General features: G+C 43.5%; 25 protein-coding genes. 13 read left to right on the forward strand and 12 right to left on the reverse strand.

Features of this window, described 5'->3' with window-relative positions:
- Positions 1-6: 6 nt before the first annotated feature.
- Both rraA and VXP95_RS06835 read left to right on the forward strand, forming a co-directional pair.
- Positions 7-516: a ribonuclease E activity regulator RraA gene (gene rraA / locus VXP95_RS06830; protein WP_416711738.1), complete on the forward strand. Its 510-nt coding sequence runs from the start codon at positions 7-9 to the stop codon at positions 514-516.
- A 101-nt stretch (positions 517-617) separates the two neighbouring features.
- Positions 618-1,397, forward strand: coding sequence for a glutathione S-transferase N-terminal domain-containing protein (locus VXP95_RS06835; protein ID WP_416711739.1), 780 nt, complete (start codon positions 618-620; stop codon positions 1,395-1,397).
- Positions 1,398-1,475: 78 nt separating this feature from the next.
- On the opposite strand, the gene VXP95_RS06840 is transcribed toward VXP95_RS06835, so the two are convergent.
- The 3 genes from VXP95_RS06840 to VXP95_RS06850 are packed head-to-tail and all read right to left on the reverse strand — an operon-like array spanning position 1,476 to position 3,651.
- Positions 1,476-2,645: a JmjC domain-containing protein gene (locus tag VXP95_RS06840; RefSeq protein WP_416711740.1), complete on the reverse strand. Its 1,170-nt coding sequence runs from the start codon at positions 2,643-2,645 to the stop codon at positions 1,476-1,478.
- A 29-nt stretch (positions 2,646-2,674) separates the two neighbouring features.
- Positions 2,675-3,268 carry a Maf family protein gene (locus VXP95_RS06845; protein ID WP_416681081.1) on the reverse strand — a complete coding sequence of 198 codons (594 nt, stop codon included), beginning with the start codon at positions 3,266-3,268 and terminating at the stop codon, positions 2,675-2,677.
- Positions 3,268-3,651, reverse strand: coding sequence for a DUF2237 family protein (locus tag VXP95_RS06850; protein WP_004279857.1), 384 nt, complete (start codon positions 3,649-3,651; stop codon positions 3,268-3,270). Before VXP95_RS06850 ends, VXP95_RS06845 begins: the two co-directional genes overlap by 1 nt.
- 139 nt (positions 3,652-3,790) lie before the next feature.
- On the opposite strand from VXP95_RS06850, the gene VXP95_RS06855 reads away from it, so the two are divergent.
- The 4 genes from VXP95_RS06855 (at position 3,791) to VXP95_RS06870 (ending at position 7,507) form a co-directional block, all read left to right on the forward strand.
- Entirely contained in the window at positions 3,791-4,978 is a 1,188-nt protein-coding gene (locus tag VXP95_RS06855; RefSeq protein ID WP_064102051.1) for a phosphoglycerate kinase, read from the forward strand.
- Between the two features lie 151 nt (positions 4,979-5,129).
- Complete coding sequence (locus VXP95_RS06860; RefSeq protein ID WP_064102052.1) at positions 5,130-5,408, forward strand: hypothetical protein; 279 nt, start codon at positions 5,130-5,132, stop codon at positions 5,406-5,408.
- Between the two features lie 120 nt (positions 5,409-5,528).
- Positions 5,529-6,566: a class II fructose-bisphosphate aldolase gene (fba, locus tag VXP95_RS06865; RefSeq protein ID WP_064096059.1), complete on the forward strand. Its 1,038-nt coding sequence runs from the start codon at positions 5,529-5,531 to the stop codon at positions 6,564-6,566.
- A gap of 86 nt (positions 6,567-6,652) precedes the next feature.
- Positions 6,653-7,507: an EamA family transporter gene (locus VXP95_RS06870; RefSeq protein WP_416705424.1), complete on the forward strand. Its 855-nt coding sequence runs from the start codon at positions 6,653-6,655 to the stop codon at positions 7,505-7,507.
- Here VXP95_RS06870 and VXP95_RS06875 read toward each other — a convergent pair.
- Both VXP95_RS06875 and nfsB read right to left on the reverse strand, forming a co-directional pair.
- Positions 7,470-7,697 (reverse strand): hypothetical protein, encoded by a 228-nt coding sequence (locus tag VXP95_RS06875; RefSeq protein WP_416681084.1) that lies wholly within the window; start codon positions 7,695-7,697, stop codon positions 7,470-7,472. The genes VXP95_RS06870 and VXP95_RS06875 overlap by 38 nt on opposite strands.
- 105 nt (positions 7,698-7,802) lie before the next feature.
- On the reverse strand, positions 7,803-8,456 hold the full coding sequence (gene nfsB / locus VXP95_RS06880; protein ID WP_416711741.1) for an oxygen-insensitive NAD(P)H nitroreductase: 654 nt from the start codon (positions 8,454-8,456) through the stop codon (positions 7,803-7,805).
- Between the two features lie 243 nt (positions 8,457-8,699).
- Here nfsB and hpaI point away from each other — a divergent pair, with 243 nt between their 5' ends.
- The gene (hpaI, locus tag VXP95_RS06885) at positions 8,700-9,494 is read left to right on the forward strand and encodes a 4-hydroxy-2-oxoheptanedioate aldolase (protein WP_416681085.1); all 795 of its coding nucleotides are present in this window, start codon (positions 8,700-8,702) and stop codon (positions 9,492-9,494) included.
- A gap of 673 nt (positions 9,495-10,167) precedes the next feature.
- A complete protein-coding gene (locus VXP95_RS06890) occupies positions 10,168-10,389 on the forward strand; it encodes a transposase (protein ID WP_171254949.1) in 222 nt (73 codons plus the stop codon).
- Between the two features lie 29 nt (positions 10,390-10,418).
- Here VXP95_RS06890 and VXP95_RS06895 read toward each other — a convergent pair whose 3' ends face one another.
- Both VXP95_RS06895 and VXP95_RS06900 read right to left on the reverse strand, forming a co-directional pair.
- The gene (locus tag VXP95_RS06895) at positions 10,419-11,138 is read right to left on the reverse strand and encodes a UDP-2,3-diacylglucosamine diphosphatase (RefSeq protein WP_416711742.1); all 720 of its coding nucleotides are present in this window, start codon (positions 11,136-11,138) and stop codon (positions 10,419-10,421) included.
- A 110-nt stretch (positions 11,139-11,248) separates the two neighbouring features.
- Complete coding sequence (locus tag VXP95_RS06900) at positions 11,249-11,758, reverse strand: peptidylprolyl isomerase (RefSeq protein ID WP_064096065.1); 510 nt, start codon at positions 11,756-11,758, stop codon at positions 11,249-11,251.
- 423 nt (positions 11,759-12,181) lie between these two features.
- Here VXP95_RS06900 and VXP95_RS06905 point away from each other — a divergent pair, with 423 nt between their 5' ends.
- Positions 12,182-13,909, forward strand: a complete 1,728-nt coding sequence (locus tag VXP95_RS06905; RefSeq protein WP_416711743.1) for a glutamine--tRNA ligase/YqeY domain fusion protein — start codon at positions 12,182-12,184, stop codon at positions 13,907-13,909.
- A 69-nt stretch (positions 13,910-13,978) separates the two neighbouring features.
- Positions 13,979-14,890: a bestrophin family protein gene (locus tag VXP95_RS06910; RefSeq protein WP_416681088.1), complete on the forward strand. Its 912-nt coding sequence runs from the start codon at positions 13,979-13,981 to the stop codon at positions 14,888-14,890.
- Between the two features lie 79 nt (positions 14,891-14,969).
- Here VXP95_RS06910 and VXP95_RS06915 read toward each other — a convergent pair whose 3' ends face one another.
- From VXP95_RS06915 to putA, 4 genes are all read right to left on the reverse strand, one after another.
- Positions 14,970-15,530 carry a lecithin retinol acyltransferase family protein gene (locus tag VXP95_RS06915; RefSeq protein WP_416711744.1) on the reverse strand — a complete coding sequence of 187 codons (561 nt, stop codon included), beginning with the start codon at positions 15,528-15,530 and terminating at the stop codon, positions 14,970-14,972.
- A 391-nt stretch (positions 15,531-15,921) separates the two neighbouring features.
- The gene (locus tag VXP95_RS06920; RefSeq protein ID WP_034436106.1) at positions 15,922-16,146 is read right to left on the reverse strand and encodes a hypothetical protein; all 225 of its coding nucleotides are present in this window, start codon (positions 16,144-16,146) and stop codon (positions 15,922-15,924) included.
- Positions 16,147-16,389: 243 nt separating this feature from the next.
- Positions 16,390-17,472, reverse strand: a complete 1,083-nt coding sequence (trmA, locus tag VXP95_RS06925; RefSeq protein WP_064102057.1) for a tRNA (uridine(54)-C5)-methyltransferase TrmA — start codon at positions 17,470-17,472, stop codon at positions 16,390-16,392.
- 184 nt (positions 17,473-17,656) lie between these two features.
- Positions 17,657-21,409: a trifunctional transcriptional regulator/proline dehydrogenase/L-glutamate gamma-semialdehyde dehydrogenase gene (putA, locus tag VXP95_RS06930; RefSeq protein ID WP_416711745.1), complete on the reverse strand. Its 3,753-nt coding sequence runs from the start codon at positions 21,407-21,409 to the stop codon at positions 17,657-17,659.
- Positions 21,410-21,527: 118 nt separating this feature from the next.
- Here putA and VXP95_RS06935 point away from each other — a divergent pair, with 118 nt between their 5' ends.
- Positions 21,528-22,022 (forward strand): Lrp/AsnC ligand binding domain-containing protein, encoded by a 495-nt coding sequence (locus tag VXP95_RS06935; protein WP_416711746.1) that lies wholly within the window; start codon positions 21,528-21,530, stop codon positions 22,020-22,022.
- Positions 22,023-22,086: 64 nt separating this feature from the next.
- Here the strand turns inward: VXP95_RS06935 and putP are convergent, their stop codons facing one another.
- A complete protein-coding gene (gene putP / locus VXP95_RS06940) occupies positions 22,087-23,595 on the reverse strand; it encodes a sodium/proline symporter PutP (RefSeq protein WP_416711747.1) in 1,509 nt (502 codons plus the stop codon).
- Positions 23,596-24,004: 409 nt separating this feature from the next.
- Here putP and aspA point away from each other — a divergent pair, with 409 nt between their 5' ends.
- Positions 24,005-25,456, forward strand: a complete 1,452-nt coding sequence (aspA, locus tag VXP95_RS06945; RefSeq protein ID WP_416711748.1) for an aspartate ammonia-lyase — start codon at positions 24,005-24,007, stop codon at positions 25,454-25,456.
- 129 nt (positions 25,457-25,585) lie between these two features.
- Positions 25,586-25,951: a hypothetical protein gene (locus VXP95_RS06950; RefSeq protein ID WP_171255283.1), complete on the forward strand. Its 366-nt coding sequence runs from the start codon at positions 25,586-25,588 to the stop codon at positions 25,949-25,951.
- The last annotated feature ends 111 nt before the right edge of the window (positions 25,952-26,062 follow it).

Genomic DNA, 26,062 nt, shown 5'->3' on the forward strand with positions numbered 1-26,062 from the left:
AACACCGTGTCTACAGCAGCATTTGTTACCTGTGACTTGTTAGATGATCATCCTGAGCTAGAGCTTCAAGTAGTTACACCTTGTCTGGACGGTAAATTTTTTAAGAGTTATGGAGCTCGAAAAACTTTTGGCGGTCAGATTGTGACAGTAAAATGTTTTGAAGATAATTCACGCGTGAAAGAGTTGTTGGCCACAGATGGAACCGGCAAGGTACTGGTGGTAGATGGTGGTGCATCAATGCGCTGCGCCTTGATGGGTGACCTGATTGCAGAGTCAGCTGTAAAAAATCATTGGAATGGTGTAATTATTTATGGTTGTGTGCGTGATGTCGATGCAATCGCTGAACTTGATCTTGGTGTGAAGGCCTTAGCTGCGATTCCGCAAAAGAGCAATCGTAAAGGCATTGGTGAAGTTGATATACCACTGTACTTCGGTGGTGTTACCTTTCAATCAGGTGAATACGTCTATGCAGACAATAATGGTATCGTTTTGTCTAAAGAAAAACTGGTGGACTAATCCTGTTTATTGAAAACATACAAAAATCAGCTATAACGTGAAAGTTCGGCAGTTTAGATTGCAGCTTTCACGGCTTGAAAATAATAAAGAGGATAGATGATATGTTAGGTCATCAGATTAAAGTAGCACAGGCATTGGCATCTGCATTTCTGGAAGGCGGTCGAGGAACGACTGGAACCCCGTTTCCAAACCAGCCTGAAAAGCCGCTAAAGCTTTATGAATACGAAGGCTCACCATTCTGTCGCCGTGTACGTGAAGTGATGACTTTACTGAACCTCGATTACGAAGTGTATCCATGTCCACGAGGTGGTAAACGCTTTCGTCCCGAAGTAAAACAGCAGGGCGGTAAACTTCAGTTCCCATTTTTAGTGGATGAAAACACGGGAGATAAGCTGTACGAATCTCAGGATATTATTCACCACCTGTTTAAGCATTATGGCAAAACCGGTAAAACCCCAGCCAAGTATGCAAATTATCCAAAGGTGCCAGTTGCCGCCATTGCCGGTACGATGGTGAACGGCCTACGCGGTGGTATGGCGAAACCCTTAAAGAAAGATAAACCTGTACCTGCACAGCTTCTTGAACTGTGGGGCTTTGAAGCCAGCCCATATACCCGTATTGTCCGTGGTGTATTGTCTGAGCTAGAAATTCCCTATATCTACCATAATGTAGCGAAAGAGCGCTGGCAGGATCAGGGTCTGGCAAAACTGCGACTAAAACCGGGTAAATATGAACCATTGCCGGGCGGTAAGCGTGAACATGTCTTAGAAGTGATGGGAAATAATATTCAGGTACCTTATCTGGTCGACCCGAATACCAATGTGAAAATGTTCGAATCGAAAGATATTGTGGATTATCTAAAACGTCAGTATGGATATTGATTCCTGTAACTGTTTTAAATAAAAGAATTCCTAAGCCAGAAAAAAAAGAGGATCATTTGATCCTCTTTTTTATATTTCTTATTCTTCTTCAGCAGGTGGAACCAGCATGAGAATTGATTCATTGAGCAGATCTGCCAGATCTTCCAGCATATCTTCATCAGCAAAGTCCAGATCCAGCATCACAGACTCACCATTGGCAATCAGCTTGAGTTTTTCTGCAAAAGCTTCCGAGACACATAAACCTTCGCCATTGCCCCAGAACAGTACTTCACCATCTTCTTCAGTATAAAGCAGGCGTGATGCAGGCTCGAGCATAATGCTATAACCCTGATCCAATGCCTCTTCCAGGTCGCCCGTACCAATTTCCCCAGCTTCCGGAAGGTTTTCTGGGTATTTGGGTTCAGACATCAGGCTTATAATGGCATCTTCAAGTACATTGGAGTTATGCAGCTGCTCCATGATTTTGCCTTTCAGATATTCAAGCTCATTCGCTGTGACTTCACCAGCAGCACTGATTTGATCACGAATGATGTCAGTCAGAGGATTGCGTAAAGCTTCATTTTCGGCAAACTTGTCGCCGACACGATCCATCATGTCACTGACATTCGGCATACGGAAACCGAAAGAATAAGTCAGGCAGTCATCTTCAGCGACGCCGTAGTGAGCCAGACCAGGCGGCACATAGAGCAAGTCGCCAGGTGCCAGGACTTCATCAAAATTAACTTCCATTTCTGGTAACAGTTTGAGTGGTTGACCTGGAACGAATGCAGTTTCGGCATCACACATTTGCCCAAGCTGCCAGCGACGGTGGCCATAGCCTTGTACCAGAAATACATCATAGAAGTCGAAATGTTTGCCGACTGAACCGCCTTGCGGTGCATAAGACACCATAATGTCATCGCGACGCCATTGTGGAATAAACGGGAATTTTTTCCAAAGTGCCGACAGGTCAAATGAATAATGATCTACAGCCTGAACCAAAAGCGTCCAGAGTTTGGGCATCTTCTGGAAATCTGCTTTGAGTAAAGGCGAAGATTTCACGCTCCACTGATTCGGATCACGGTCTTTCTGCTTGATGAGACGGGCAGTGACATGTTCTTCAAGCGCAAGTTCCATCACATCGTTGGGTTCAAGCAAACTGACGATTTCAGGCATCGCATTACGCACCAGTAAAGGTTTCTTTTGCCAGTATTCACTAAGGAATTGTTCAGCGGTCATACCGCCTAATACGTCTAAAGGTTGAGACATAGAGTACAGCCTGAATTTAAAGGGAGAGATTAAGGAACCAGAATTTTTAATTCACGAAGAATATGACAGAGCTTGATCATCGGCATGCCCATCAGTGTAGTCTGGTCTTGTCCGATCATTTCTTCAAACAAGCTGATGCCGAGGCTTTCGCACTTAAAGCTGCCTGCACATTGCAAGGGTTGTTCAATTTCGATATAGCGCTCGATTTCGGCCTGAGACAGTTTACGAAACTTGACTTTATAGTGTTCAACCAGACTTTGTTCAAAACCGGTCGATCGCTGCTGCACACTGAGCGCCGTACTGAAATATACAATTTTGTCCGAGTTGGCTTGTAGCTGGCGAATAGCTTTTTCAGTCGTTAACGGTTTACCGATAAAAATATCCGGTGCACCTTCACGCCATGCCACCTGATCTGAGCCGATCACAATCGCTTCTGGATTCTGTTCAGCAATATATCTGGCTTTTTCAAAAGCCAGTCGTTGTGCCAGATCATCTGCATGATTTTCCCCGCGAGGAGACTCATCAATATCCGGAACTACGGAAATATAATCAATATGCAAACGATCCATCAGCGCTTTACGGGTTTGACTGGATGATGCCAAGATAATCTGTACAGAATTCATTAGACAGCATATTCCTCAAGAATATTTAACGGTACGTAAGCAAGAACAGCTTTGTGACAGGCTTGCAGCTTGATCGGGGGTGCCTGACCGGCTTCATAGGCTTCGACCCAGCGCGTCACGCAGATACACCAGAAATCGCCAGGCTGCAGGCCGGGAAAGTCCAGTTCAGGTAAAGGTGTAATCAGATCATTACCGACTTTTTGGGAAAAATTCAGAAACTCTGAAGTCATTTGCGCACATACCGTATGTTGCCCCAGATCAGTGGTTGCAGTATGGCAAAAGCCATTGCGGAAATACCCGGTAATCGGATCGAAGCAACAGCTGGACAAAGGCTCACCTAACACGTTCAAACGGTTAAGATTTGGATCAGGATGTATCGACATAAGGACTGAATCTAAAAGAGGCTTTTTTCTATCATAACAAAACTTTGGCATTCATAATGATTTCTGCAAAAGATGCTAACCTTTTTCTGCATAATCATTTAAAATCGGCTGGTTTTAATATCTATAAAGTGAGCTTTACATGAACTTTCAGCGTATGACTGACCTCGATTTAGCAGGTAAACGTGTTCTGATCCGTGAAGATTTAAACGTTCCTGTTAAAAATGGTGTGATCACCAGCGATGCGCGTCTTCGTGCAGCATTGCCAACGATTAAAGCAGCACTAGAAAAAGGCGCTGCAGTAATGGTGTATTCTCATCTGGGTCGTCCGGTTGAAGGTGAGCCTAAGGCTGAACAGTCACTTGCTCCTGTAGCGGCTTACCTGACTGAAGCTTTGGGTCAGGAAGTGAAACTGTTCACTGACTATTTAGATGGCGTTGATGTTCAGCCAGGTCAGGTTGTTTTGCTTGAAAACTGTCGTTTTAATGTGGGTGAAAAGAAAAACAACCCTGAGCTTGCAGCAAAATATGCAGCACTTTGCGACGTATTTGTAATGGATGCCTTTGGTACAGCGCACCGTGCAGAGGCCTCAACTGAAGGCGTAGCGCGTTTAGCGAAAGTTGCAGCAGCAGGTCCTTTATTGGCAGCTGAACTGGATGCGCTTGGCCGTGCACTGAAAACTCCAGAAAAACCAATGGTGGCGATTGTTGCAGGTTCTAAAGTTTCAACCAAACTTGATGTTTTGACTTCACTGTCTGATATCTGTGATCAATTGATTGTGGGTGGTGGTATTGCCAATACATTCCTTGCTGCAGCGGGTTATAACGTAGGTAAATCATTGTGTGAAAAAGACCTGATCGATACAGCAAAAGCCATTGCTGCAAAAGTATCAGTTCCGCTTCCTACTGACGTTGTGGTTGCAGATGCCTCTGAAATCAACTTTGAAGATTTCTTGGGTTCATTGGCTGCAGCCAAAGCAACGGTGAAAAACGTTGCAGATGTTGCTGATAACGACATGATTCTAGACGTTGGCCCGGAAACTGCAAAAGCATTTGCAGAAATCCTGAAAACCTCTAAAACCATTCTTTGGAATGGCCCGGTCGGCGTATTTGAAGTAGATCAATTCGGTGAAGGTACTAAAACTTTATCTTTAGCAATTGCTGAATCGGAAGGTTTCTCGATCGCGGGTGGTGGTGACACTCTGGCTGCGATTGACAAGTATGAAGTGGCTGACAAGATTGGCTATATCTCGACGGGTGGTGGTGCATTCCTTGAGTTTGTTGAAGGTAAAACACTTCCTGCAGTTGCAGTGCTATTAGAACGTGCTTAAGTGTAGGTTCTGATTTAAAAAGCTGGCATGATGCCAGCTTTTTTTTATTTTTATAGACCAGAGATTCTGAATCCGTTCATCATTTGGTCATTAAAATGCAATAAACCTGTCATATGATGCAGACCATGAGTCAACAAAACGAGATCTCCTGATGAAACAGCAACTCACTTTAGCTGCATTACTGGCAGCATCTTTGGCCTTAACCGCATGTGCGAAACAGGAAAGTGCCCCAGAATCTGAAGTAGAAGGTTCAGCACCTGTTGCTGCAGAAACCGTAAGCCCAGAACAACAGGCAGCAATTAATGCCATTGATAAGCCGGTTCTGGATGAAAAAAATATGGATGTCCCGCCTGAAATTGCCAATGCGTCGGCAGATGCAGCTACACCAGATGAGTCTGGAGCCGCAGCTTCTGAGCCTGTTACACACTAAGTGAGAGTACGCAAGTGAAAATCCCTGCAAAAGCAGGGATTTTTTATAAAATATTGTATTTTTTGGCTGTATTGAAATAGTTGAACATGTAGAATATGGCCCATTACCTGGGAGGATATTATGGCTCTTATTTCGATGCGCCAGCTCTTGGATCACGCCGGCGAACATGCATACGGCGTACCAGCGTTTAACGTAAACAACTTAGAACAAATGCGTGCAATCATGCTCGCAGCAGATGCAACCAATTCACCTGTAATCGTACAGGCGTCTGCGGGTGCACGTAAATATGCAGGTGCTCCGTTCTTGCGTCACCTGATTTTGGCTGCAATTGAAGAATGGCCACATATTCCAGTGGTAATGCATCAGGATCACGGTACGAGCCCTGACATTTGTCAGCGTTCTATCCAGTTGGGCTTTACTTCGGTCATGATGGACGGCTCACTGGGTGAAGACGGTAAAACACCAACTTCATACGAATACAACGTCGACGTTACTCGCCGTACTGTCCAAATGGCACATGCATGTGGCGTTTCAGTAGAAGGTGAAATCGGCTGTCTGGGTAGCCTGGAAACAGGAATGGCAGGCGAAGAAGATGGCGTAGGCGCTGAAGGCGTACTTGACCATTCTCAGCTTCTGACTTCTGTTGAAGAAGCGCGTCAATTCGTTGCAGATACCAATGTTGATGCATTAGCAATTGCAGTCGGTACTTCTCATGGTGCCTACAAGTTTACTCGTCCACCTACAGGCGATATTCTTGCGATTGACCGCATCAAAGAAATTCATGCAGCTCTGCCAAATACTCATCTTGTTATGCACGGTTCAAGCTCTGTGCCACAAGAATGGCTAGCAGTGATTAACCAGTATGGCGGTGACATCAAAGAAACGTATGGTGTACCTGTTGAGCAACTGGTTGAAGCGATCAAGCACGGTGTGCGTAAAATTAATATCGACACTGACTTGCGTTTGGCGTCTACAGGTGCAATGCGCCGTATGATGGCTGAAAAACCAAGCGAATTCGATCCACGTAAATTCTTCAGTGCAACTGTAGATGCAATGAAGCAAATCTGTATTGATCGTTATGAAGCTTTTGGTACTGCAGGTAATGCAGACAAGATTCGCCCGATTTCTCTAGAGAAAATGGTCGAGCGTTATAAATAATTCCTGTTGAATGATTTATAAGAAGGGCCCACAGCAAATGTGGGCTTTTTTATGGATAAATAAAGATGAAAAAATAAGAGCAGCGTATGGAACTGATTTTTATTGCAGCATTATGTAGTGTTGTAGTCTCAATATTATTAAAAGTCGCCAGGAACAAAGGCTTGAGCCCGATTCACATGATTAGCTGGAACTATGCCTCAGCTAGTCTCTTATGTTTTGTCTGGTTCAAGCCTGATATTCAGCATATTTCAATGTCCCAGACACCGTGGTTACTCATTTTAGCTTTGGGTATTTTGCTTCCTAGCGTATTCCTGTTTCTGGCTCAGGCCTTACAGACAGCGGGAATTTTAAAAACAGAAATTGCCCAGCGTCTCTCGGTGGTTTTATCTCTGGCGGCAGCCTATTTTATTTTTCAGGAACAGTTCAACCAGCTAAAAATACTGGGTATTGCCTTGGGGATCAGTGCAGTACTGTGCATTCTGCTTTCACATCGCCAAAGTAGCGGGCAGGGCAGTCAGGGAATGTTATATCTGGGTTTGGTCTGGATGGGTTATGCACTGATTGATGTCTTGTTGAAATATACGACCAGCTTGGGTTTGCAATTTGCCGTAGCGCTTAATCTGATGTTTGTATGCGCCATGATTCTATCGATGCTGTATCTACTACTCAAATATCATCATCTGGGGTCCGGCAAGGACATCGGCTTAGGCCTGCTACTGGGCGTACTGAACTTCGCCAACATCGCCTTTTATGTCAAGGCACATATGCTGCTTAAAGATACACCGGCAATCGTGTTTGCCGGCATGAATATTCTGGTAGTCATTTTTGGTGTAATTGCAGGGTTGCTGATCTTTAAGGAGCGCCTCAAACCTGCAAGCACGATAGGATTAATCCTAGGTGTGATCAGTGTGATTTGCCTAGCTTATGCAATGTCTGTCTAACATAGGAAGAGGCAAATTCAAGCGGATTACGCAGCACGTCTTCTTTTTCTACCCGTCCCAGCAGCAAGCCGGCCTGTTTACAGTCGGGACAATGCGGATAACGATACTGGGAATGCACATAATGGTGTAAATAGATTTTATCGCAATGTTTACATTCAAATTTTAAGGAGCGGGAAGCTATAACCGACATGGATACCTCTAATTGTTATTCTAGTTAGATATGGAGAATAAAGCAAAAAATAGGCCCGAATTGATATGCAAAGGGGCACTTGGCCCCTTTTATAACATAAATTAATTACAGTTTGGTGAAAATATCTTCGGCAGGTAGGCGTGATTTAGGTAGCTTGGCATTGAAGTCATTTTCACTGCGATAGCCTAAAGTCAACAATACGGAAGGGATCAAACCCTGTTCTGCAAGTTGTAGTTCTTCACTGATAATCTCTTCATCAAAACCGCCAATCGGTGTGGCATCGATACCTTCAATTCCGGCAGCCAGAAGCAACTGGCCAAGTGCAATAAAGGTCTGGTTTTCCGCCCAGCGCTGAATATCTCCTTTTTCATTACGATAGTAATGTATATAGCCTGCGCGGGTATTTTTCTGGCCTTCCTTGGCAGATTCATCTTTAAAACGGCCGCTAAGATCATCACGGTTCAATAAGTTGTCTAAATGTTGCTCATTAATATCTGCTTTGGTGCAGAATAAAATGGTATGTGAAGAATCCAGAACTTTGGGTGCATTGTAGGCATAAGTGCCGACCAGGGCTTTTGCAACGCGCTTTTTGGCAGCATCATGATCGGCAATAAAAAAATGCCAGGGCTGAATATTGATCGAAGAGGGGGTAAGACGCAAAATTTCTAACAGGCGATCAAACTGGGCTGGGGGGATTTTTTTGCTAGGATCATAGGCTTTAGTGGTGTAGCGATTTTGCGCGATCTTGAGTAAATCCATCAATGGACTCCAATCTTTTCAAATAAACAGCGGGTAGGGATTTTAACTATATACACTTTCCTATTCCCCAGATTATTACAATAAAACAGCATCTAGCAAAGCCAGTTCTGACATGATCTTGAACTGTAGGTCAGCCAAACTTAGAGCTAAATCAGATTAAAAACCATTTTTTGTCTATTGGCACTTTTAAGCAAGAAGCGTTTAATAAGAGGCATCGGCAGCAACATGCAAATAGGTTAGCGGATGCAAGTGACCAATTATTTTAAACACAAACTGAAAACCCAGCAGCAAATCGGCTTATGGATTGGACTGGCCGATGCCTATGGTACCGAGATTGCAGCCAATGCAGGCTACGACTGGTTGTTGATTGATGGTGAGCATGCACCCAGTGATCTGAGAACGACCTTGTCACAACTGCAAAGTATTGCTGCTTATCCCTCGCAAGCCGTAGTGCGGCCGCCCATTGGCAGCGTACAACTGATTAAGCAGCTCCTTGATATCGGAGCACAAACACTGTTGATTCCGATGGTGGAAACTGTGGAACAGGCCGAGCTTATGGTAAAGGCAGTTCGTTATCCGCCTGAAGGGATTCGTGGTGTAGGCGCTGCGCTGGCACGTGCTACCCGCTGGAACAGTATTCCGGATTATTATCAAAGGGCTCATGAGGAAATCTGTCTATTAATTCAGATTGAATCAGTAACAGGGCTGGAAAATCTGGATGCTATTCTTCAGCTTGACGGGATTGATGGGGTATTTATTGGTGCTGTCGACTTGTCTGCGACCATGGGCTATCAAGGTGATCCAAATCATCCTGAAGTGCAAAAAGCAGTAGTAGATGCCATTCAACGTATTCGTGCTGCCGGCAAGGCCGCAGGGATTTTGTCGACCCAGCATGAAGTGACTCAGAAATATCTGGAGCTTGGCACTGAGTTTGTCGCTGTGGGCGTGGATACCAGCGTTTTGATAAATTCTTTACGTGATCTGCTAGGAAAATATAGAAAGGATATCAATGTAATTCACCCGACTGGCGGCTATTAATCAATAAGAACTTCTGAATGAATAGCTTGCTTAGATTTTTGGTTTACTTTTAATCAGAAATTTTTTAGGATGAGCTATTCATTCAGCTATAAGAAGAAAATCCCAAGGAATCTTCAGGAAGCGGAACAGTTTTTACAAGAACAGCAGAACACCTTAAAGAATAAACGTCAGCAAAGAACTAGACGAGCGCAACAAGCTTTTTTTATGATTCACGTACTGTTTGCAGCCTTAAATGCTATTCTCTTGATCCTAAATTATCAAAAGACAGGAGAGTGGAACTTGCTGTACCTCGGGCTGAGTTTCATGTCTCTAATATTGATTTTAAGGTATTTAAAGACAGGTTTTGTTTATCAACGGAAATGAAATAACGTTAAAATGAATTTTAGATAATGAAAGTTAAAAGCCTAATAATTAACAAAGCATGAGAAAAGTTCTTAAAAATCCCATTCTATTGTAATGACAATGTATGTTTGCTTTCCTCGGGAATAAAGGGTATAGTGGCAAAACTTCGAGCGAGTATAGTTCTCGCTTTTATTATTTTTAGCTGATTGTGATTCACTTTTGGTTCAAGCATTTAAGCTTGAATAACATCTAGTAACTACAGAATTATTATACAAATTTGGTTTTATTAATCTCTTTGTACTGTCACAAAAAGCTCATATTATGAGTAAATATTTTGAATATATTAAATGAATGGCATGTCGCCACTGCCGTAAATGGTGGTGAAATTAACGTTAAATTAGTTCCTTTAAAGCGTAAACAGAGCACTCTGGATGGTTTTATCTGGGTAGAAGTTGGAAAAATGATCCAGCTGCAAACTGGTGAGGAAATCCTGTTTAATCTTGATGGTAAAAGCTTTTATACCGGTGTGAACCAGCTTTATCGTTTGTGTTAAGCGAATCTATATCTTAAAAAAGTGGCTGATTAATATCGCCACTTTTTTAGTTTCAGCATATCAAAATTTTGGTCTGGCTGGATTTCCAGAATTTCAGCATATTCCTGTTTCCAGTCACCCAGTACAATGCGCTTTTTATTAGCTGCTTGATGAATGGCAGCCCGATGTGTATGACCGTGAATCAGCACATCAGCTTGTTTGAAGGCAGCTTCTACGGCAGATGCATTCACATCCATCACGGCATAGCTTTTTAATTGCTGTGCTTCATGGCTTTTTTTACGAAAGCCACTGGCCAGTCTGGCACGAAAGCTGAGCGGCATTTTGCGTAATACGCCTAAAACCCAAGGATGACGAATTATTTTTCTAAACCGTTGATAGGACACATCGTCGGTACACAGAGCATCGCCATGTTCAATGCGATATCGGGTCGAGCCAATATTAAAATAGGCAATCTCTGGCAAAAGTTGTCCAGAAAATTGATCCAGAAAATCCTGACCTAAGACAAAGTCCCGATTACCTACCAGAAAATAAACCTGATTGCCTGCTTGAGTAAACTGTTTTAATGCAATGACAATCTCATCCAGCCATGGAGACTTATCGTCATCGCCAATCCAGGCATTGAACCAGTCACCCAGAATATACAGGTGGATATTTCGATCTTGATATTCAGTTAATAAATCTAAAAACCCCCGAACAAGTCGAGGGTGATCAGGTGACAAATGTAAATCTGAGATAAACAGATAGGTCACGAATCTTTTCCTTTTATTCCTCTCTAGATCCCTCATTCATATGAGGGATTTTCCATTACACCGTTTTAAAGCATCGCTTTAAAACTCATAGAGAACGGAGAGGACGTTTTTTATTCAGAAATGATTTTTGCAGATTCAATCACGACATTTTCTAGAGGAACGTCAGCGTGATAGCCACGGTTGCCAGTACGCACGTTTTTGATTTCATTTACAACATCCATACCTTCAACAACTTTACCAAATACGGCATAGCCCCAACCTTGAGCAGTTTTGCCAGTGTGGTTCAGGAATGAGTTGTTTTTCACGTTAATGAAGAACTGGGCAGAAGCAGAGTGCGGTGCCTGAGTACGCGCCATTGCAATCGTACCTTCGTCATTGGTCAAGCCATTGTCTGCTTCGTTTTCGATTGCATCGCGTGTTGCTTTTTCCTTGAAGTTTTCATCCATGCCGCCACCCTGGATCATGAAACCATCAATAACACGGTGGAAAATTACGCCGTCATAAAAACCGTCACGTACGTATTCTAAAAAGTTAGCTACGGTTTTAGGTGCTTTTTCAGTATTGAGTTCTAGAACAATACGACCTTTATTGGTGTTTAATTCGACTTGAGGAAAACTCATTGTGTAATCTCCTGATCATGGACAAGTGCCATGGTTTTTTCTGAATGAGTGAAGCATAAGCAAACTGCGTTCGACAAGGCAAGTAAAAACATTATTTTCTTTGTTAAAAGCATAAAAATAATACCTTATTTATACGTTGATTTATCAAGGTATTTCAAATACTGACAGACATGGCGTAATATTTCTGACAAGCATGGATTAAAACATTTTCTAATCTTTTAACGCCTGGATAGTTTGGTTATAGACAGGTTGCCGTATTTTCACTTTTTAAAATGAGTGAATTGAAATCAAATACCCGAGTTAGCGGTTGAGAGATTAATCACCTATAGTTAAACTAAGTAACTTTGTTAATGAATATACGTACAAATTGTACGATTAAATATTTGTTAATCCCTTTTTAACTTTAGAAGTGAATGATTGATCATGAAGCCAAATGATGTTGTGACATCTCTGCCCGAGAACCCGACCCAAAATAACAGTGCAGTCGATTCAGTGCAGCAGCAAGAGCAACAACCAGGCTTGGATTTTGTACGTCAGGTCATTACCGATGATTTAGCTGCTGGTCGCGTTCAACAGGTGGTGACGCGTTTTCCGCCTGAGCCGAATGGCTATTTACATATTGGCCATGTGAAAGCAATTTGCTTGAACTTCGGAATTGCTGAAGAATTTAAAGGTGTTTGTAACCTGCGTTTTGATGATACCAATCCGGATGCCGAAGAACAGGAATATGTTGATGGTATTGCCAATGACGTGAAATGGCTGGGCTTTCAGTGGGAAGGCGAGCCGCGTTATGCATCAAGCTATTTTGATCAACTTTATACCTGGGCAGTTCAGCTGATTGAGCAGGGTGATGCCTATGTTGATTTGCAAAGTCCAGAAGAGATCCGTTTAAACCGTGGTAACTTTGTTGAGCCGGGTAAAAACTCGCCACAACGTGATGCAACTGTTGCGGAAAACCTGGAGCGTTTTGAAAAAATGCGTTGCGGTGAATACGCGGAAGGTCAGGCGGTTCTACGTGCCAAGATCGATATGACGTCACCAAACGTACATATGCGTGATCCGATTCTGTATCGTATTTTGCATTCTGAACATCATCAGACTGGCGATAAATGGAAAATTTATCCAATGTATGACTATGCGCATCCATTATCTGATGCGATTGAAGGCGTTACGCATTCACTGTGCACCTTGGAATTCCAAGATCATCGTCCGTTCTATGATTGGGTGATAGCAAAAGTTAAATCACCGTCAGTGCCACGTCAGTACGAATCTAGCCGTTTGAACGTGGATTACACCATCACCTCAAAGCGTAAACTGCGTAAACTGGTTGAAGGTGGCTTTGTTCAGGGTTGGGATGACGCACGTATGCCAACTGTAGTCGGTATGCGTCGTCGTGGTTTCACCCCTGAAGGTCTGCGTGATTTCTGTCAGCGCGTCGGTGTATCGAAGGTTGATGGCAGTATCGTCGATGTAGCCATGCTGGAATACTGTATTCGCCAGTCTCTGGAAAATACCGCCGCGCGTGGTATGGCCGTGTTAAATCCACTCAAAGTGACTTTAACCAATTTGCCAGCTGACATGGACCTGACCCATTCACGTCATCCGAATGTCGATATGGGTGAGCGTGTTATTCCACTGACGACCGAGCTGTTTATTGACCGTAAAGACTTTGAAGAAGAGCCACCAAAAGGCTTTAAACGTCTGATTCCAGGCGGTGAAGTCCGTTTACGTCATGCCTATGTCATCAAATGCGATGAAGTCATTAAAGATGAAAATGGTGAAGTGGTTGAGCTGAAATGTTCGATTGATCCTGAAACTTTAGGTAAAAATCCTGAAGGTCGTAAGGTGAAAGGCGTGATTCACTGGGTATCTGCGACTAAGGGTATTCCTGCCGAAGTGCGTATTTACGATCGTCTGTTTACGGAGTCTGATCCTGAAGTGGGCGATGACTTTCTGGAAAACCTCAACCCTGAATCATTGAAGGTGGTTCAAGCCGTGATTGAGCCTGCTTTGTCGCAAGCTCAGCCGGAAGATCGTTTCCAGTTTGAGCGTGAAGGCTATTTTGTGGCGGATCAATATGATCATTCCAGCGAAAAACCGGTATTTAACCGTATCCTTGATCTTAAGGACAGCTTTAAACCGGGCAAATAAGCTGGTTTAAGTCAAAATGTAAAAAGCCCAACTCTGGTTGGGCTTTTTTAATACAGCAGGGAACATTCCATGATTGTGCGTGATAAGAATAATAGTTTAGGTTTACTGTTTGCCTGGCAGGGAACGATTCTGCCCAAGGTGCTGCCCGCATTGGTTTTGGTGGTCTTTATTTCTGCCTTGCTGGTGTATTTGAGTCAGGCGCATTTCGTCAGCCTTCCTGCTGTCCCGGCAATTGGCTTTACGATTTTTGGTGTCATTCTCTCGATTTTTTTAAGTTTTAGAAATACGGCCTGCTATGATCGATGGTGGGAAGGACGCAAGCTTTGGGGTGCGCTGATTGCAACCACGCGTCATTTATGCCGTGACAGCCACGTTCTGGACGATCAAACCCGTGAAATCTTATTGTACCGCATGATGCTGTTTACCCATCTATTACGGGACCGATTGAGACAGCAGATCTCCAGCATTCAGGCTTATCAGGTCACTGCCGGTTTTGAACCTGAATCATTCGAGCAATTGCCCATGCAAATCAATCCCTCACAATGGGTACTGGAGCAGATGCAAAAAGAGCTGGTGCAGCAATATAAGCAGGGCAAGATCAGCGATATTATTTATAACAACCTGAATCAGCACACTGTAGCTTTGGGAGATATTCAGGCCGGTTGTGACCGGATCTTGTCCACACCATTACCATTTTCTTATTCGGTGTTGTTGCATCGTGCAGTTTATTCTTTTTGCTTCATCCTGCCTTTCAGTTTGCAGGCGAATTTAGGCCTGTGGACGCCGATTCTGGTCGGATTGATTGCTTATATGCTGCTCGGGCTGGACGAGCTCAGTGCGGAGCTGGAAGAACCTTTTGGCCTGCAGGACAACGATCTGCCGCTAGATTCAATTGTACGAATGGTAGAGCGGGAAACCCTAAGCTCTTTAGGTAAAGCACTACCTGAGGCGACTCAAGCCAGAAAAGGCTATTTAACCTGATTTGCTATCTATATCTTCAAAATGTAAACACGGCCTCAACCTTTCCTGCTCATCATTTATCGGTAGACTAGGTGTTGAATTAACGATGTTTAAAATTAGTCAGGTCTGATACCTTGGTTTTAGCCTGATCTTGCAATTCACGATATTGTTGCAAACGCTGCTTAGCTTTATCTCTGAGTTTTTTCTTGATGTACAGTGCCAATGCGAAACTGGTGGTGGTCAGGGTCAGGAACATGCTGTTCATAAAACTCATCATTGAGCTGATATAGCCAATCGTCGTCAGGCGATTCATCATGTAAATTACTTGCGGACTGCTTTCCACGCCGGTAATGGCCCAAGTACATAAATGCTCGCAATTATTAATAATTAGATGATAGTTATTTTCATGCATTCTGGAGCGCATGCGACGTACCACTTTACGACCTTTATATTTTGCCGAATCATAATGCTGGATGTGAATTGGTTTACCATGACTGAAATTTTCAATCGAGGTGATTTCAATAGGGCGTTTTTTGAATAAATGCGCAAAACCGGAATAATGAATGACACGACCACGTCCGGCATAAATCCCGTGATGGGTATAGCCGAAATGTTTGACCATAAGATGCGCCCCTATGGGAAACCGTTTAGTCCGCTGCATATCAGAATTAAGCCATTTAAAAGCATTGTCGTTTAATAGGAAGTGTACTGTGTTTTACAAAATTAATCGATGTCTTGTCTGCATTTCAGAATAAAATTGGAGACTTGATCATCATTTTTTAAATAATTCAAAGAAGCTAGAATCGAAGAAATATAGAGGTGATAAAAAGCTCTAAATAGCCTAAGAAAATCAGCTCTTGCTCTAAAATCAAAACCTGGAATCGAAGGTATCATGCAGAATTTCTCTGCCTCATGACAGAGACTCTCAAGTCATTTTTAGCCTTATAACCTGAGTAAAGGAAGAGGGGATTAAATTATTCAATCCCACTTCTCCAAATAAAAAAAGCACCTGATGAAACAGGTGCTTTTTTTACGGCTGTAACGTTGGTCGATTATTGCAATGGCAAGTGCTGAAGTTCATTCAGCTCTTTGCGGCTATAGCCTCGAGATACGAGAACCTTTTTAATTCCGATGATGATTTCTTCATCAGTGGCTTTAGAAAGTGCTTCAAGAAGCTGTTCATTTGTCTTGCAAGAGCAATCATTTTCAACACAAGCGATTTGATTCTTGTGTTCATTGTGTTGTTCATTAGAAAACAACTTTTGCCAAAAACTCATAGAGCCTTCATACAACAACCTAACATAGAGTGAAATATAGCCAATTAAATAAATAAAGCAATAGGGCCTATGTGATAAAAGCATCAGTCAGACTTGAAAATTTCCGATTAAAGCCAACATTTCTAACGATATTTATTGCTGTACAAGTCAATATTTATTATTAAGTTTATGATTATTAATACAAAAAATGGAGCTTCAAAAAGCTCCATTATTGTAACAATATAATAAATTGAAACAAATTCTTTATACTTTTTCCAGTAAAACACCTGTCTCTACATGGTGAGTATAAGGAAACTGGTCGAACATGGCGAATTTGCTGATTTTGTGGGTGTGAGACAATTGTTTCAGATTGTCATATAAAGTATCTGGATTACATGAAATATAAATAATACGCTGGAAACGTTGTAACAACTTCAGTGTTTCAGTATCAATCCCAGCACGCGGTGGATCGACAAATACCGTATCAAAATCATAAGTCGAAATATCGATTTGTGCTTCCTGCAAGCGGCGGAAAACACGTTCGCCATTATAAGCTTGAGTGAATTCTTCGGCAGACAGACGCGCAACCTGAATATTTTCAATCTGGTTCTGCTCAATATTCCACTCAGCTGCATAAACTGAAGATTTGGCTAATTCAGTGGCCAATACACGGCGGAACTTGGTTGAAAGCGGCAGAGTGAAGTTGCCATTACCACAGTAGAGTTCCAGCAAATCTTTATCTGATTGTTCCGCTGCATCACATGCCCATTCCAGCATTTTTTGACAAACTTGTGCATTGGGCTGGGTGAAGCTGCTTTCGATCTGCTTATATTTATAGCGACGATCAAAAACAGACAGTTCTTCCACCACATATTCATCAGTCAGGACAAATTTCTGGCCACGGCTGCGACCAATCAGTTTGATGTTGAGTTTTTCCGCCAGCGCTTTTGCTGCTGGTTCCCAGCTTTCATCCAGTTTACGGTGATAAATTAGGGATACCAGAACCTGACCACTTAAAGTCGCCAGAAAATGTACTTCAAACAGGCGATGACCCAGATTGGCATCTGCCTTGAATGCTGCCAGTAGTTGCGGCATCAAGTCATTAATACTGCGGTCTGCAATTGGAAACTCATCAATCCGAATCACTTTTTTATTGTTGTTCTCGTCACGTTCAAACATGGCATAAAACAGATCATCTTCAGTATGCCAGATCCGGAATTCAGCACGCATGCGGAAATATTTTTCAGGAGACTGGAATACTTCTAAAGCAGGTGGTTGATATTCGGCAAACTGAGCGCTGATGCGTTCAATTTTGGCTTCCAGTTGTTGCTGATAAGATGAGGTCATATGCAGTAAGAAATCGCAAATATTTTAAAGCGCAAATGGTAGCAAAAAATTGCCGATCTGCCTAAGCCTATTCTGGTAGAACGGCTTTAAAAACTGCATAAAAAAGACCAAACCCTCTGAGGAGAAAAATTTGGTCATAAAGAGGAAATATTTGAACTAAAAATGCGGGATTTATTCGACTTATTTAGAGATTACCCATGGTCATTAAACTGGCATTGCCGCCTGCCGCCGCCGTATTGATGCTGATGGCGCGTTCAATCACCAATCGTTCGACCGGAATATCGTAGTTTCCCGAACTCAAATGAGTAACACTAATAATTGGACCTTTTCGGGCTGCAATGCGTTTCTGCAAATCAATCAGTTCAGCAGTGTCACCATGATGCAGGACGGCATCAAACGCGCCTGTTTCAATATCCCGAATCACTTTGAATTGCTTGCTGACCGCGGCCGGCATTGTTGGTAAATATTTCAGCATAAAAGTATTGTTCGCCAGTACCGCAGGACGACTGCCAACCGATAAAATCGCCAGAATTTGCTGAATCTGATCCTGCTCGGTATGTGCTAAAGATAAAACGCTTTCTCGTGGCAAGATCATGTATTGATTTTCTTCACCGGTTGGGCCTTGCAGGCTAAAGCTTCGACCAGTCGAAATTTGCATAGGCGCTTTTAAAGATAAAGTCGGAAAAGTTTTAGCTACCCAGGCTTTAAACTCCTGAACAAGGTGATTTTCAACAAGTGCTGGCCCCACTTGAGCTGCATAAGGCTGCGCCAGTTTTTTCTCGGATACTTGATGCATTAAACGATAGATATACAACGGGCCACCCGCTTTCGGGCCGGTGCCGGACAGACCTTCGCCACCAAAAGGCTGGACGCCCACGACTGCACCAACGATATTGCGGTTAATATACAGGTTGCCGACTTCTGCTCGCGCAATCACGGTTTGCATGGTTTCATCAATACGCGTGTGCAAACCCATGGTCAGACCATAGCCTTTATTATTGATCTGATCTAATAACTGTTCCAGTCCGCCATATTTATAGCTGATCAGATGCAGTACCGGACCAAATACTTCTCGTTCCAGATCATCCAGATTTGGCAGTTCAATCAGGGTTGGTGCAATGAATGTTCCTAAAGTTAATTCAGTCTGGTCTTTAAACATCAACTGATGAACTTTATGACCTTTGCTGCGCATCTGCTCAATATGCTTTTGGATATTTTGTTGGGCTTCTGCATCAATCACCGGACCAATATCGGTTTTAAGCAAGATCGGATTGCCAACACGCAACTGATGCATCGCACCTTTAAGCATGTTGCGCACAGCCTCTAGATTATCTTCTTGCACACAGAGGACACGCAGGGCAGAACAACGTTGACCGGCACTGTCATAGGCAGAGTTCACAACATCCAGCACCACCTGTTCAGTCAATGCAGATGAGTCCACAATCATGGCATTCTGACCACCGGTTTCAGCAATCAGGGTGACGCTTTCTCCAAACTGGTTTAGCCGTTCTGCAACGGTTTTTTGTAGAATTTGGGCGACCTCGGTGGAACCGGTAAACATGATGCCCTGAATACGCGAATCTGCAGTGAGCTGTGCACCAATGGTTTCACCGCGCCCAGGTAGCAGCTGTAATACATCCTGCGGAATCCCTGCTTCCCATAAAATCTGTACGGCTTGTGCTGCAATGAGCGGTGTTTGTTCAGCCGGTTTGGCAATCACGGTATTACCTGCTACCAGTGCCGCTGAAATCTGGCCGGTAAAAATCGCCAGCGGGAAATTCCATGGACTGATACATAGCACGGTGCCTAAAGGCTGGATCTGTACATGGTCACTGAGATCCAAAACTTGAGCTGCATAATAGCGTAAGAAATCTACTGCTTCACGAACCTCAGCAATCGCATTGGCATAGGTTTTACCTGATTCACGAGAAAGAAGAACCATGAGCGGAAGCAAGCGCTGTTCCATCAGTTCTGCGGCTTTATTCAGGCAGGCAGCACGCTCATTTTTAGGCAAATTAGCCCAGAAACTTTGTGCATTGAGGGCTTGGGTGAGTGCAATTTCGGCCTGTTCAGAAGTTGCTTCATAGACCGTGCCGACCACATCCCGATGTTGTGCCGGATTGATTACGGGAACTGCATGGGTCGTATCCACGTTGCTAAATGCCGTTCCCATAGCCGCTGCCTGAAATTGCGTATTTGCCAGATTGGATGCGACGTCATTTAAAACCCTGAGTTCAGCATCATTGGCCAAATCGAGTCCTGAAGAGTTCAGTCGTGCATCGGTATAAAGATCTTGCGGATAGGGAATATGCGGATGCTTGGCACCCAATACGTTTTCCTGTTTTGATGCCTTTAAAATCGTTTGCTGTGGATTTTCAATCAAATCCTCAATGTTTAAAGTCTTGTCGGCAATACGATTGACGAAGGACGTATTGGCACCATTTTCCAGTAAACGACGCACCAGATAAGCCAGCAAGGTTTCATGATTGCCGACTGGCGCATAGATCCGGCAGGGTATACCGAGTTTATTTTTAGAAGGATTGCCCACTACATTTGCATAGAGCGGTTCGCCCATGCCATGCAGACATTGAAACTCATATTGGCCAGCATAATACTGCTCAGGTTGTGCCAGCTGATAAATCGTCGCTACCGTTTGTGCATTATGAGTGGCAAATTGCGGGTAAATATAATCCGGTTCAGCCAACAGCTTACGCGCACAGGTGATATAAGACAGATCGGTATGTACCTTGCGGGTAAATACCGGGTAATCCGACATTCCATCAATCTGGGCCTTTTTGATTTCGCTATCCCAATACGCGCCTTTGACCAGACGAATCATCAGGCGTTTCTGGCTGCGCTTCGCCAGATCAATGATGTAATCCACGACATAGAAGCAGCGTTTTTGATAGGCTTGAATCACAAAGCCAATGCCTTTCCAGTCCTGCAATTGCGGTTCAAAACACAGGCGTTCTAACAGTTCCAGCGAAATTTCAAGGCGATCGCTTTCTTCAGCATCGATATTTAAACCAATATTATATTGCTTGGCCAGGACCGCCAGTTTAAGTACTTTTGCATAGAGCTCATCATGCACACGATCCATTTGCGAGCGCTGATAACGTGGATGCAGCGCAGAGAGTTTGATAGAAATGCCAGGACCATCATAAACATCTTTATCCTGTGATGCTTGACCAATAGCATGGATGGCTTGCTGATAATCCTGATAATAACGTTCAGCATCCGGATCGGTCAGTGCTGCTTCACCCAGCATGTCATAGGAATAGCGAAAGCCTTTTTCTTCCAGCGGTTCGGCATTTTTTAATGCTTCATCAATGGTTTCACCCGTAACAAACTGCTCGCCCATCATGCGCATGGCAACATCGACGGCCTTACGAATAATTCCGCGGCCACTGCGTGCCAAAATCCCAGTCAACAAGCTAGACAGGTTTTTTTGCTGTGGGGTTTCCATCAGCTTGCCGGTCAGCATCAATCCCCAGGCGGCCGCATTCACAAACATCAATTGGCTCTGGCCCAAATGTTCTTTCCAGTTACCTTGATTGATTTTGTCTCGAATCAGCAAGTCACGTGTGGCTTTGTCCGGAATACGCAGCAAGGCTTCTGCCAGACACATCAGGGCAATGCCTTCCTGAGAGGATAAAGAAAATTCCTGCAATAAGCTCTGTACGATCCCGGCTTTCCCGGTGGAACTTTTGCGCTCACGCAAGGAATGCGCGAGATCAAAGGCAAGCGCCTGAATCTTGTCACTCATCTCGGAAGAAATTTCACTATGGGCCAATAACTCTTCGACGCATTCAGTTTCAGCACGACGCCATGCCGTATTAATCCGTTCTTCGTATTGGTTTTTATGTTTAAATTCAGCAATATAATTCGAGTGCTGGGCCGCATCTAAAATTGAATCTGGGCGGAGAGTGGTTGGCATAGTGACTTCCTGTACTGCGTCAATCAGTTCTTTGAGGTGAATGAGTTTTAATCTATAATCACAGAATATTTGACGAATATCTCACTATAGTCTTCGCTTTTTTTAGAGAATAATTCTAATGCCAAGTCCTTATTTGAACCTTGACCGTATAGATATTCGTATACTGGGTTTATTGCAATCTGATGCCAAGCTGTCCAATATCAAACTGGCTGAACTGGTCAATCTGTCACCTACGGCAGCCTTGGCCCGTGTACAAAAGCTGACCCGTGAAGGTTTTATTGTGGGCTATGAAGCATGTCTCAATCCAGTCATGTTGAATAATGGTTTTGTGGTCTTTGTTGAAATTCTACTGGATAAAACCACACCGAATGTTCTAGATGAATTTTCCCATGCTGTGCGGCAGATTCCTGAAATTATCGAATGTCATATGATCAGTGGCGGTTTTGATTTCGTGGTGAAAATCCGCTGTGCCAATATGGATGAATTCCGCAAAATCTCTGGTCAGATCTTGTGGCAATTGCCCGGAGTTAAGGAAACGCGCAGTTATCCGGTGATGGAAGTGATTAAAGAAAGTCAAAGAATTCATCTGAAAATGCCGGGAAAAGCCAAATAATTAGCAGTAAATTAAAATCAAAAAGGGACGCGAAAGCCCCTTTAATTTATGCTGAAGAAAATGTTTATTTTTTCATTTCCGCCATTTCTTTTTGATACTCGGCTTTAGCCATTTCAAAGCGTTCGACTACATCAGCGCTCGGTGCTCTATCCAGCAGGCTGACGATGATAATGCTGAGGGTGGCCAGAATAAAGCCCGGAATAATCTCATAAAGTCCGGTATCGCCCATGTAATTTTTCCAGACAATTACAGTCACGGCACCAACCACCATACCCACAATCGCGCCGTTGAGGGTCATACGCTTCCAGAACAAAGACAGGATAATTAGCGGGCCAAATGCAGCACCAAAACCTGCCCAGGCATAAGCCACCAGACCCAAAACTTTACTGTTCGGATTAATCGCCAGTGAAATCGCAACCAACGCGATCACCAAGACCATGCCGCGACCGACCCAGATCAGTTCTTTTTGTGAAGCATTTTTGCGCAGGAAGCTCTTATATAAATCTTCGGTCAGGGTGGTTGAGCAGACCAGAAGCTGACAGCTCAAGGTACTCATAATTGCCGCCAAGATAGCAGCCAGAATGATTCCGGCAATCCACGGATTAAACAGGATTTTGGTCAATTCCATAAATACCGTTTCAGGGTTTTGATTGACCACCGAGGCCAATGCGGGATTGACACTGAAGTAGGCAATACCGATATAACCGGCAGCCACTGCACCGCCTAGGCATAGAATCATCCAGGTCATGCCAATGCGGCGTGCAGCAGGAATGGTTTTGACCGAATCCGCTGCCATGAAACGCACCAGAATATGCGGCTGACCAAAATAACCCAAGCCCCATGCCAGACTGGAAATAATCGCGACGGTGCTTAAACCTTCAAGCATGCTTGAGGCATGTGGACGAGCCGATTCAAGAATGACACTCACTTGCTGGCTGTTGTCACCCAAGGCGAGGAAAGTAATGATCGGAGTCAGCAATAAGGCAAAAATCATCAAACCGGCCTGGAATGTATCGGTCCAGCTGATTGCCAAAAAGCCGCCAATACAGACATAGAGAATGGTCGCCATCGCACCAATCATAAGTGCTGTGGTGTAATTCCAGCCAAAAAGACTTTCAAACAGACGTGCGCCTGCAACCATACCCGAGGCACAATAAATCGCAAAAAACACCAGAATCACCAAGGCAGACAAGACCCGTAAAATACGTTTACGATCGGAAAAACGGCTGGTGAAATAATCCGGCAAGGTCAGGGCATTGTTCTGATATTCGGTATGGGCACGCAGTCGACCTGCCACCAGTAACCAGTTCAGCCATGCGCCGATAATCAAACCGACGGCAATCCACGCTTCTGACAGGCCGGAGAGGTAAATGGCCCCCGGAAGACCCATCAATAGCCAGCCACTCATGTCCGATGCGCCCGCCGAAAGTGCAGTAACGACACTGCCCAGACTTCGCCCACCTAAAATATATTCATCAAAATTAGAGGTTGCACGGTAAGCATATAAACCGATTGCAATCATGGCGATAATATAAAACACGAAGGTAATCAGGGTGGGGTTTAAATAAGTCATAGGCAGGGCATCCTGTAAATATGAAAATCATCGTCCAAGATGATTTTTTGTACGGAGATCGCAAGGCAGTGATTCAAGCATGGTTTAAAAATTACACTCTGTAACAATTGCACAGCTTTTATGTTTTCTTATTGTAAATTTACTTCAGATCCACTGAAATTGAACAATGAGGAGTTACGGGTATACAAGGCGAAAAGACGTCGATTAAGAAAAAAGTGGCAATGCATAATAAACAATTAACGTAGAGAAATTTTAGCCAGCAAATTACATAAACTTACAGAATTAACAGCTCTATCGTATTGGTAATAAACAGTAGCAAATCTAGGTCAAAGTCTTCATATTAGATGTGGATTTGTTTGCTCATATTGAGATCACACCAAATACGGTGCATCGCCAAGAGTATTTTTCCGTGGACAATTTGCTTCAAATCGAACCGACCCGCATAGAACGTGATTTGTTGGGTGAAAAACAGATTCCATTACATAGCTATTATGGGATTCATACCTTACGTGCTATCGAAAATTTTAAGATTTCCGGACTGGCCGTAGGACAACAACCGCATTTTATTCGTGCCTTGGCCCAAGTAAAAAAAGCCTCGGCACAGGCTAATCTGCATTTTAAAAAATTGCCTGAGCAGACCAGTCTTGTTATTCAGAAAGCTTGTGATGAATTGATTCAGCATCCGGAAGCGTGGCAATCGGCATTCCCACTCGATCCTTATCAGGGCGGTGCCGGAACATCCATCAATATGAATGCCAATGAGGTGATCGCCAATATTGCCCTTGAAATGTCGGGCCATCAGAAAGGTGATTATCACATTCTGCATCCGAATGATCACGTCAATACCTCGCAATCGACCAATGACGTTTATCCAACAGCCTTGCGTCTGGCAACCTATAGCAGTCTGGACGAATTATTGAATGTACTTAACGCATTAATAGAGTGTATAGGCCAGAAGGCGGCTGAATTTAAATATGTTATCAAGATGGGACGTACCCAGTTACAAGATGCAGTTCCGATGACTATGGAACAGGAATTCCGAGCATTTGCGACTTTATTAAAAGAAGATCTGAAAATGATTAGGCAGATGCGACAGTTGTTGCTGGAAGTCAATTTAGGTGCTACTGCGATTGGGACCGGGGTTAATACACCACCGGGCTATGCCAAGCGGGTGGTAGAAACTTTGGTGCACCTGACTGGTCTGCCTTTAAAAGGAGCCGCAGATTATGTCGAGGCGACCAGTGATTGTGGCGTCTTTATTATTCTGTCGAGCAGTTTAAAACGTCTCGCGGTAAAACTGTCCAAAATCTGTAATGATCTGCGCCTGCTCAGTTCGGGACCGCGTACAGGTCTGGCTGAAATTCGGTTACCCGAATTACAGGCGGGTTCTTCGATCATGCCGGCAAAAATCAATCCGGTCATTCCGGAAGTTGTGAATCAGATTGCCTTCCGGGTGATTGGTAATGATTTAACCATTACTATGGCTGCGGAAGCCGGGCAGCTACAATTGAATGTCATGGAACCTGTGATTGCCGTGGCGATGAATGAATCAATCCAGTTATTGACCCAAGGCATGCAAACTCTGAATCAGAAATGTATTGCTGGTATTCAGGCCAACGAGCAGATTTGCTTAAGTTCCGTTATGCGCAGTGTCGGGATTGTGACCTTGCTTGAACCGATATTGGGACATGCCAAATGCGATGAAATCGGCAAACAATGTATGCGCGAAAATAAAACCGTGCCACAGGTGGTATTAGAGTTGGGCTTATTGAGTGAAGCGCAATTAGAAGAGATTTTTGCATTTGAAAATCTGGTGTCTGAAATCCCTTCAGCAGAGAATCAGCTCGAACAGGTTTCTTAACAGAGCCAGAGACGTTAAGTCGTATGTAACATCGAACAGCTGCTATTTTGATAATTTGCCTTAAGTTCAGGATGTGGATTTGAGGCATTTTCATCTAGACTATAAGCTGAACTATATTTGGCTGGGTAAATGGCGATGTTTGATAAAATCAGTGCATTATTTAAAAGTAATAAACCGACTGCTGCACAGCTATATTTAGAAGAGCAGAATATCCAGTATGTAGAAGGTACAGGTTATATCGTCGATGGTATTCAACTCAATCAGGAATTGGGTGCACGATTAGAGTATTTGTCCAATCGCCGTTTAAAACAGTTTGATGATTTAAAAGCGTTATATGATACCGCGATGCTGATCAATGAAAAAATTGATCTGGAAATTGCCCATCAGCGTTTTAATGCGACTTTAGGCAATACCAAAGAAAACCTGCTGCAATTCAAAATGATCCTTAAGAAGTTAAATGATTATTATCGTAACTTTCTGCGTGATCAAAAATAAGCTGCAAAAGTGGCTTATTTTTGATGTGTATTGATGTCGCAAGACTGCATAAAAATAACAAAATATCCTGAGATCATCGTGCTAGTATAAGCCTCAGGTTATTTAGACTTT

The sequence above is a fragment of the Acinetobacter sp. 226 genome (genome assembly GCF_048147925.1).
Classification (GTDB): domain Bacteria; phylum Pseudomonadota; class Gammaproteobacteria; order Pseudomonadales; family Moraxellaceae; genus Acinetobacter; species Acinetobacter pecorum.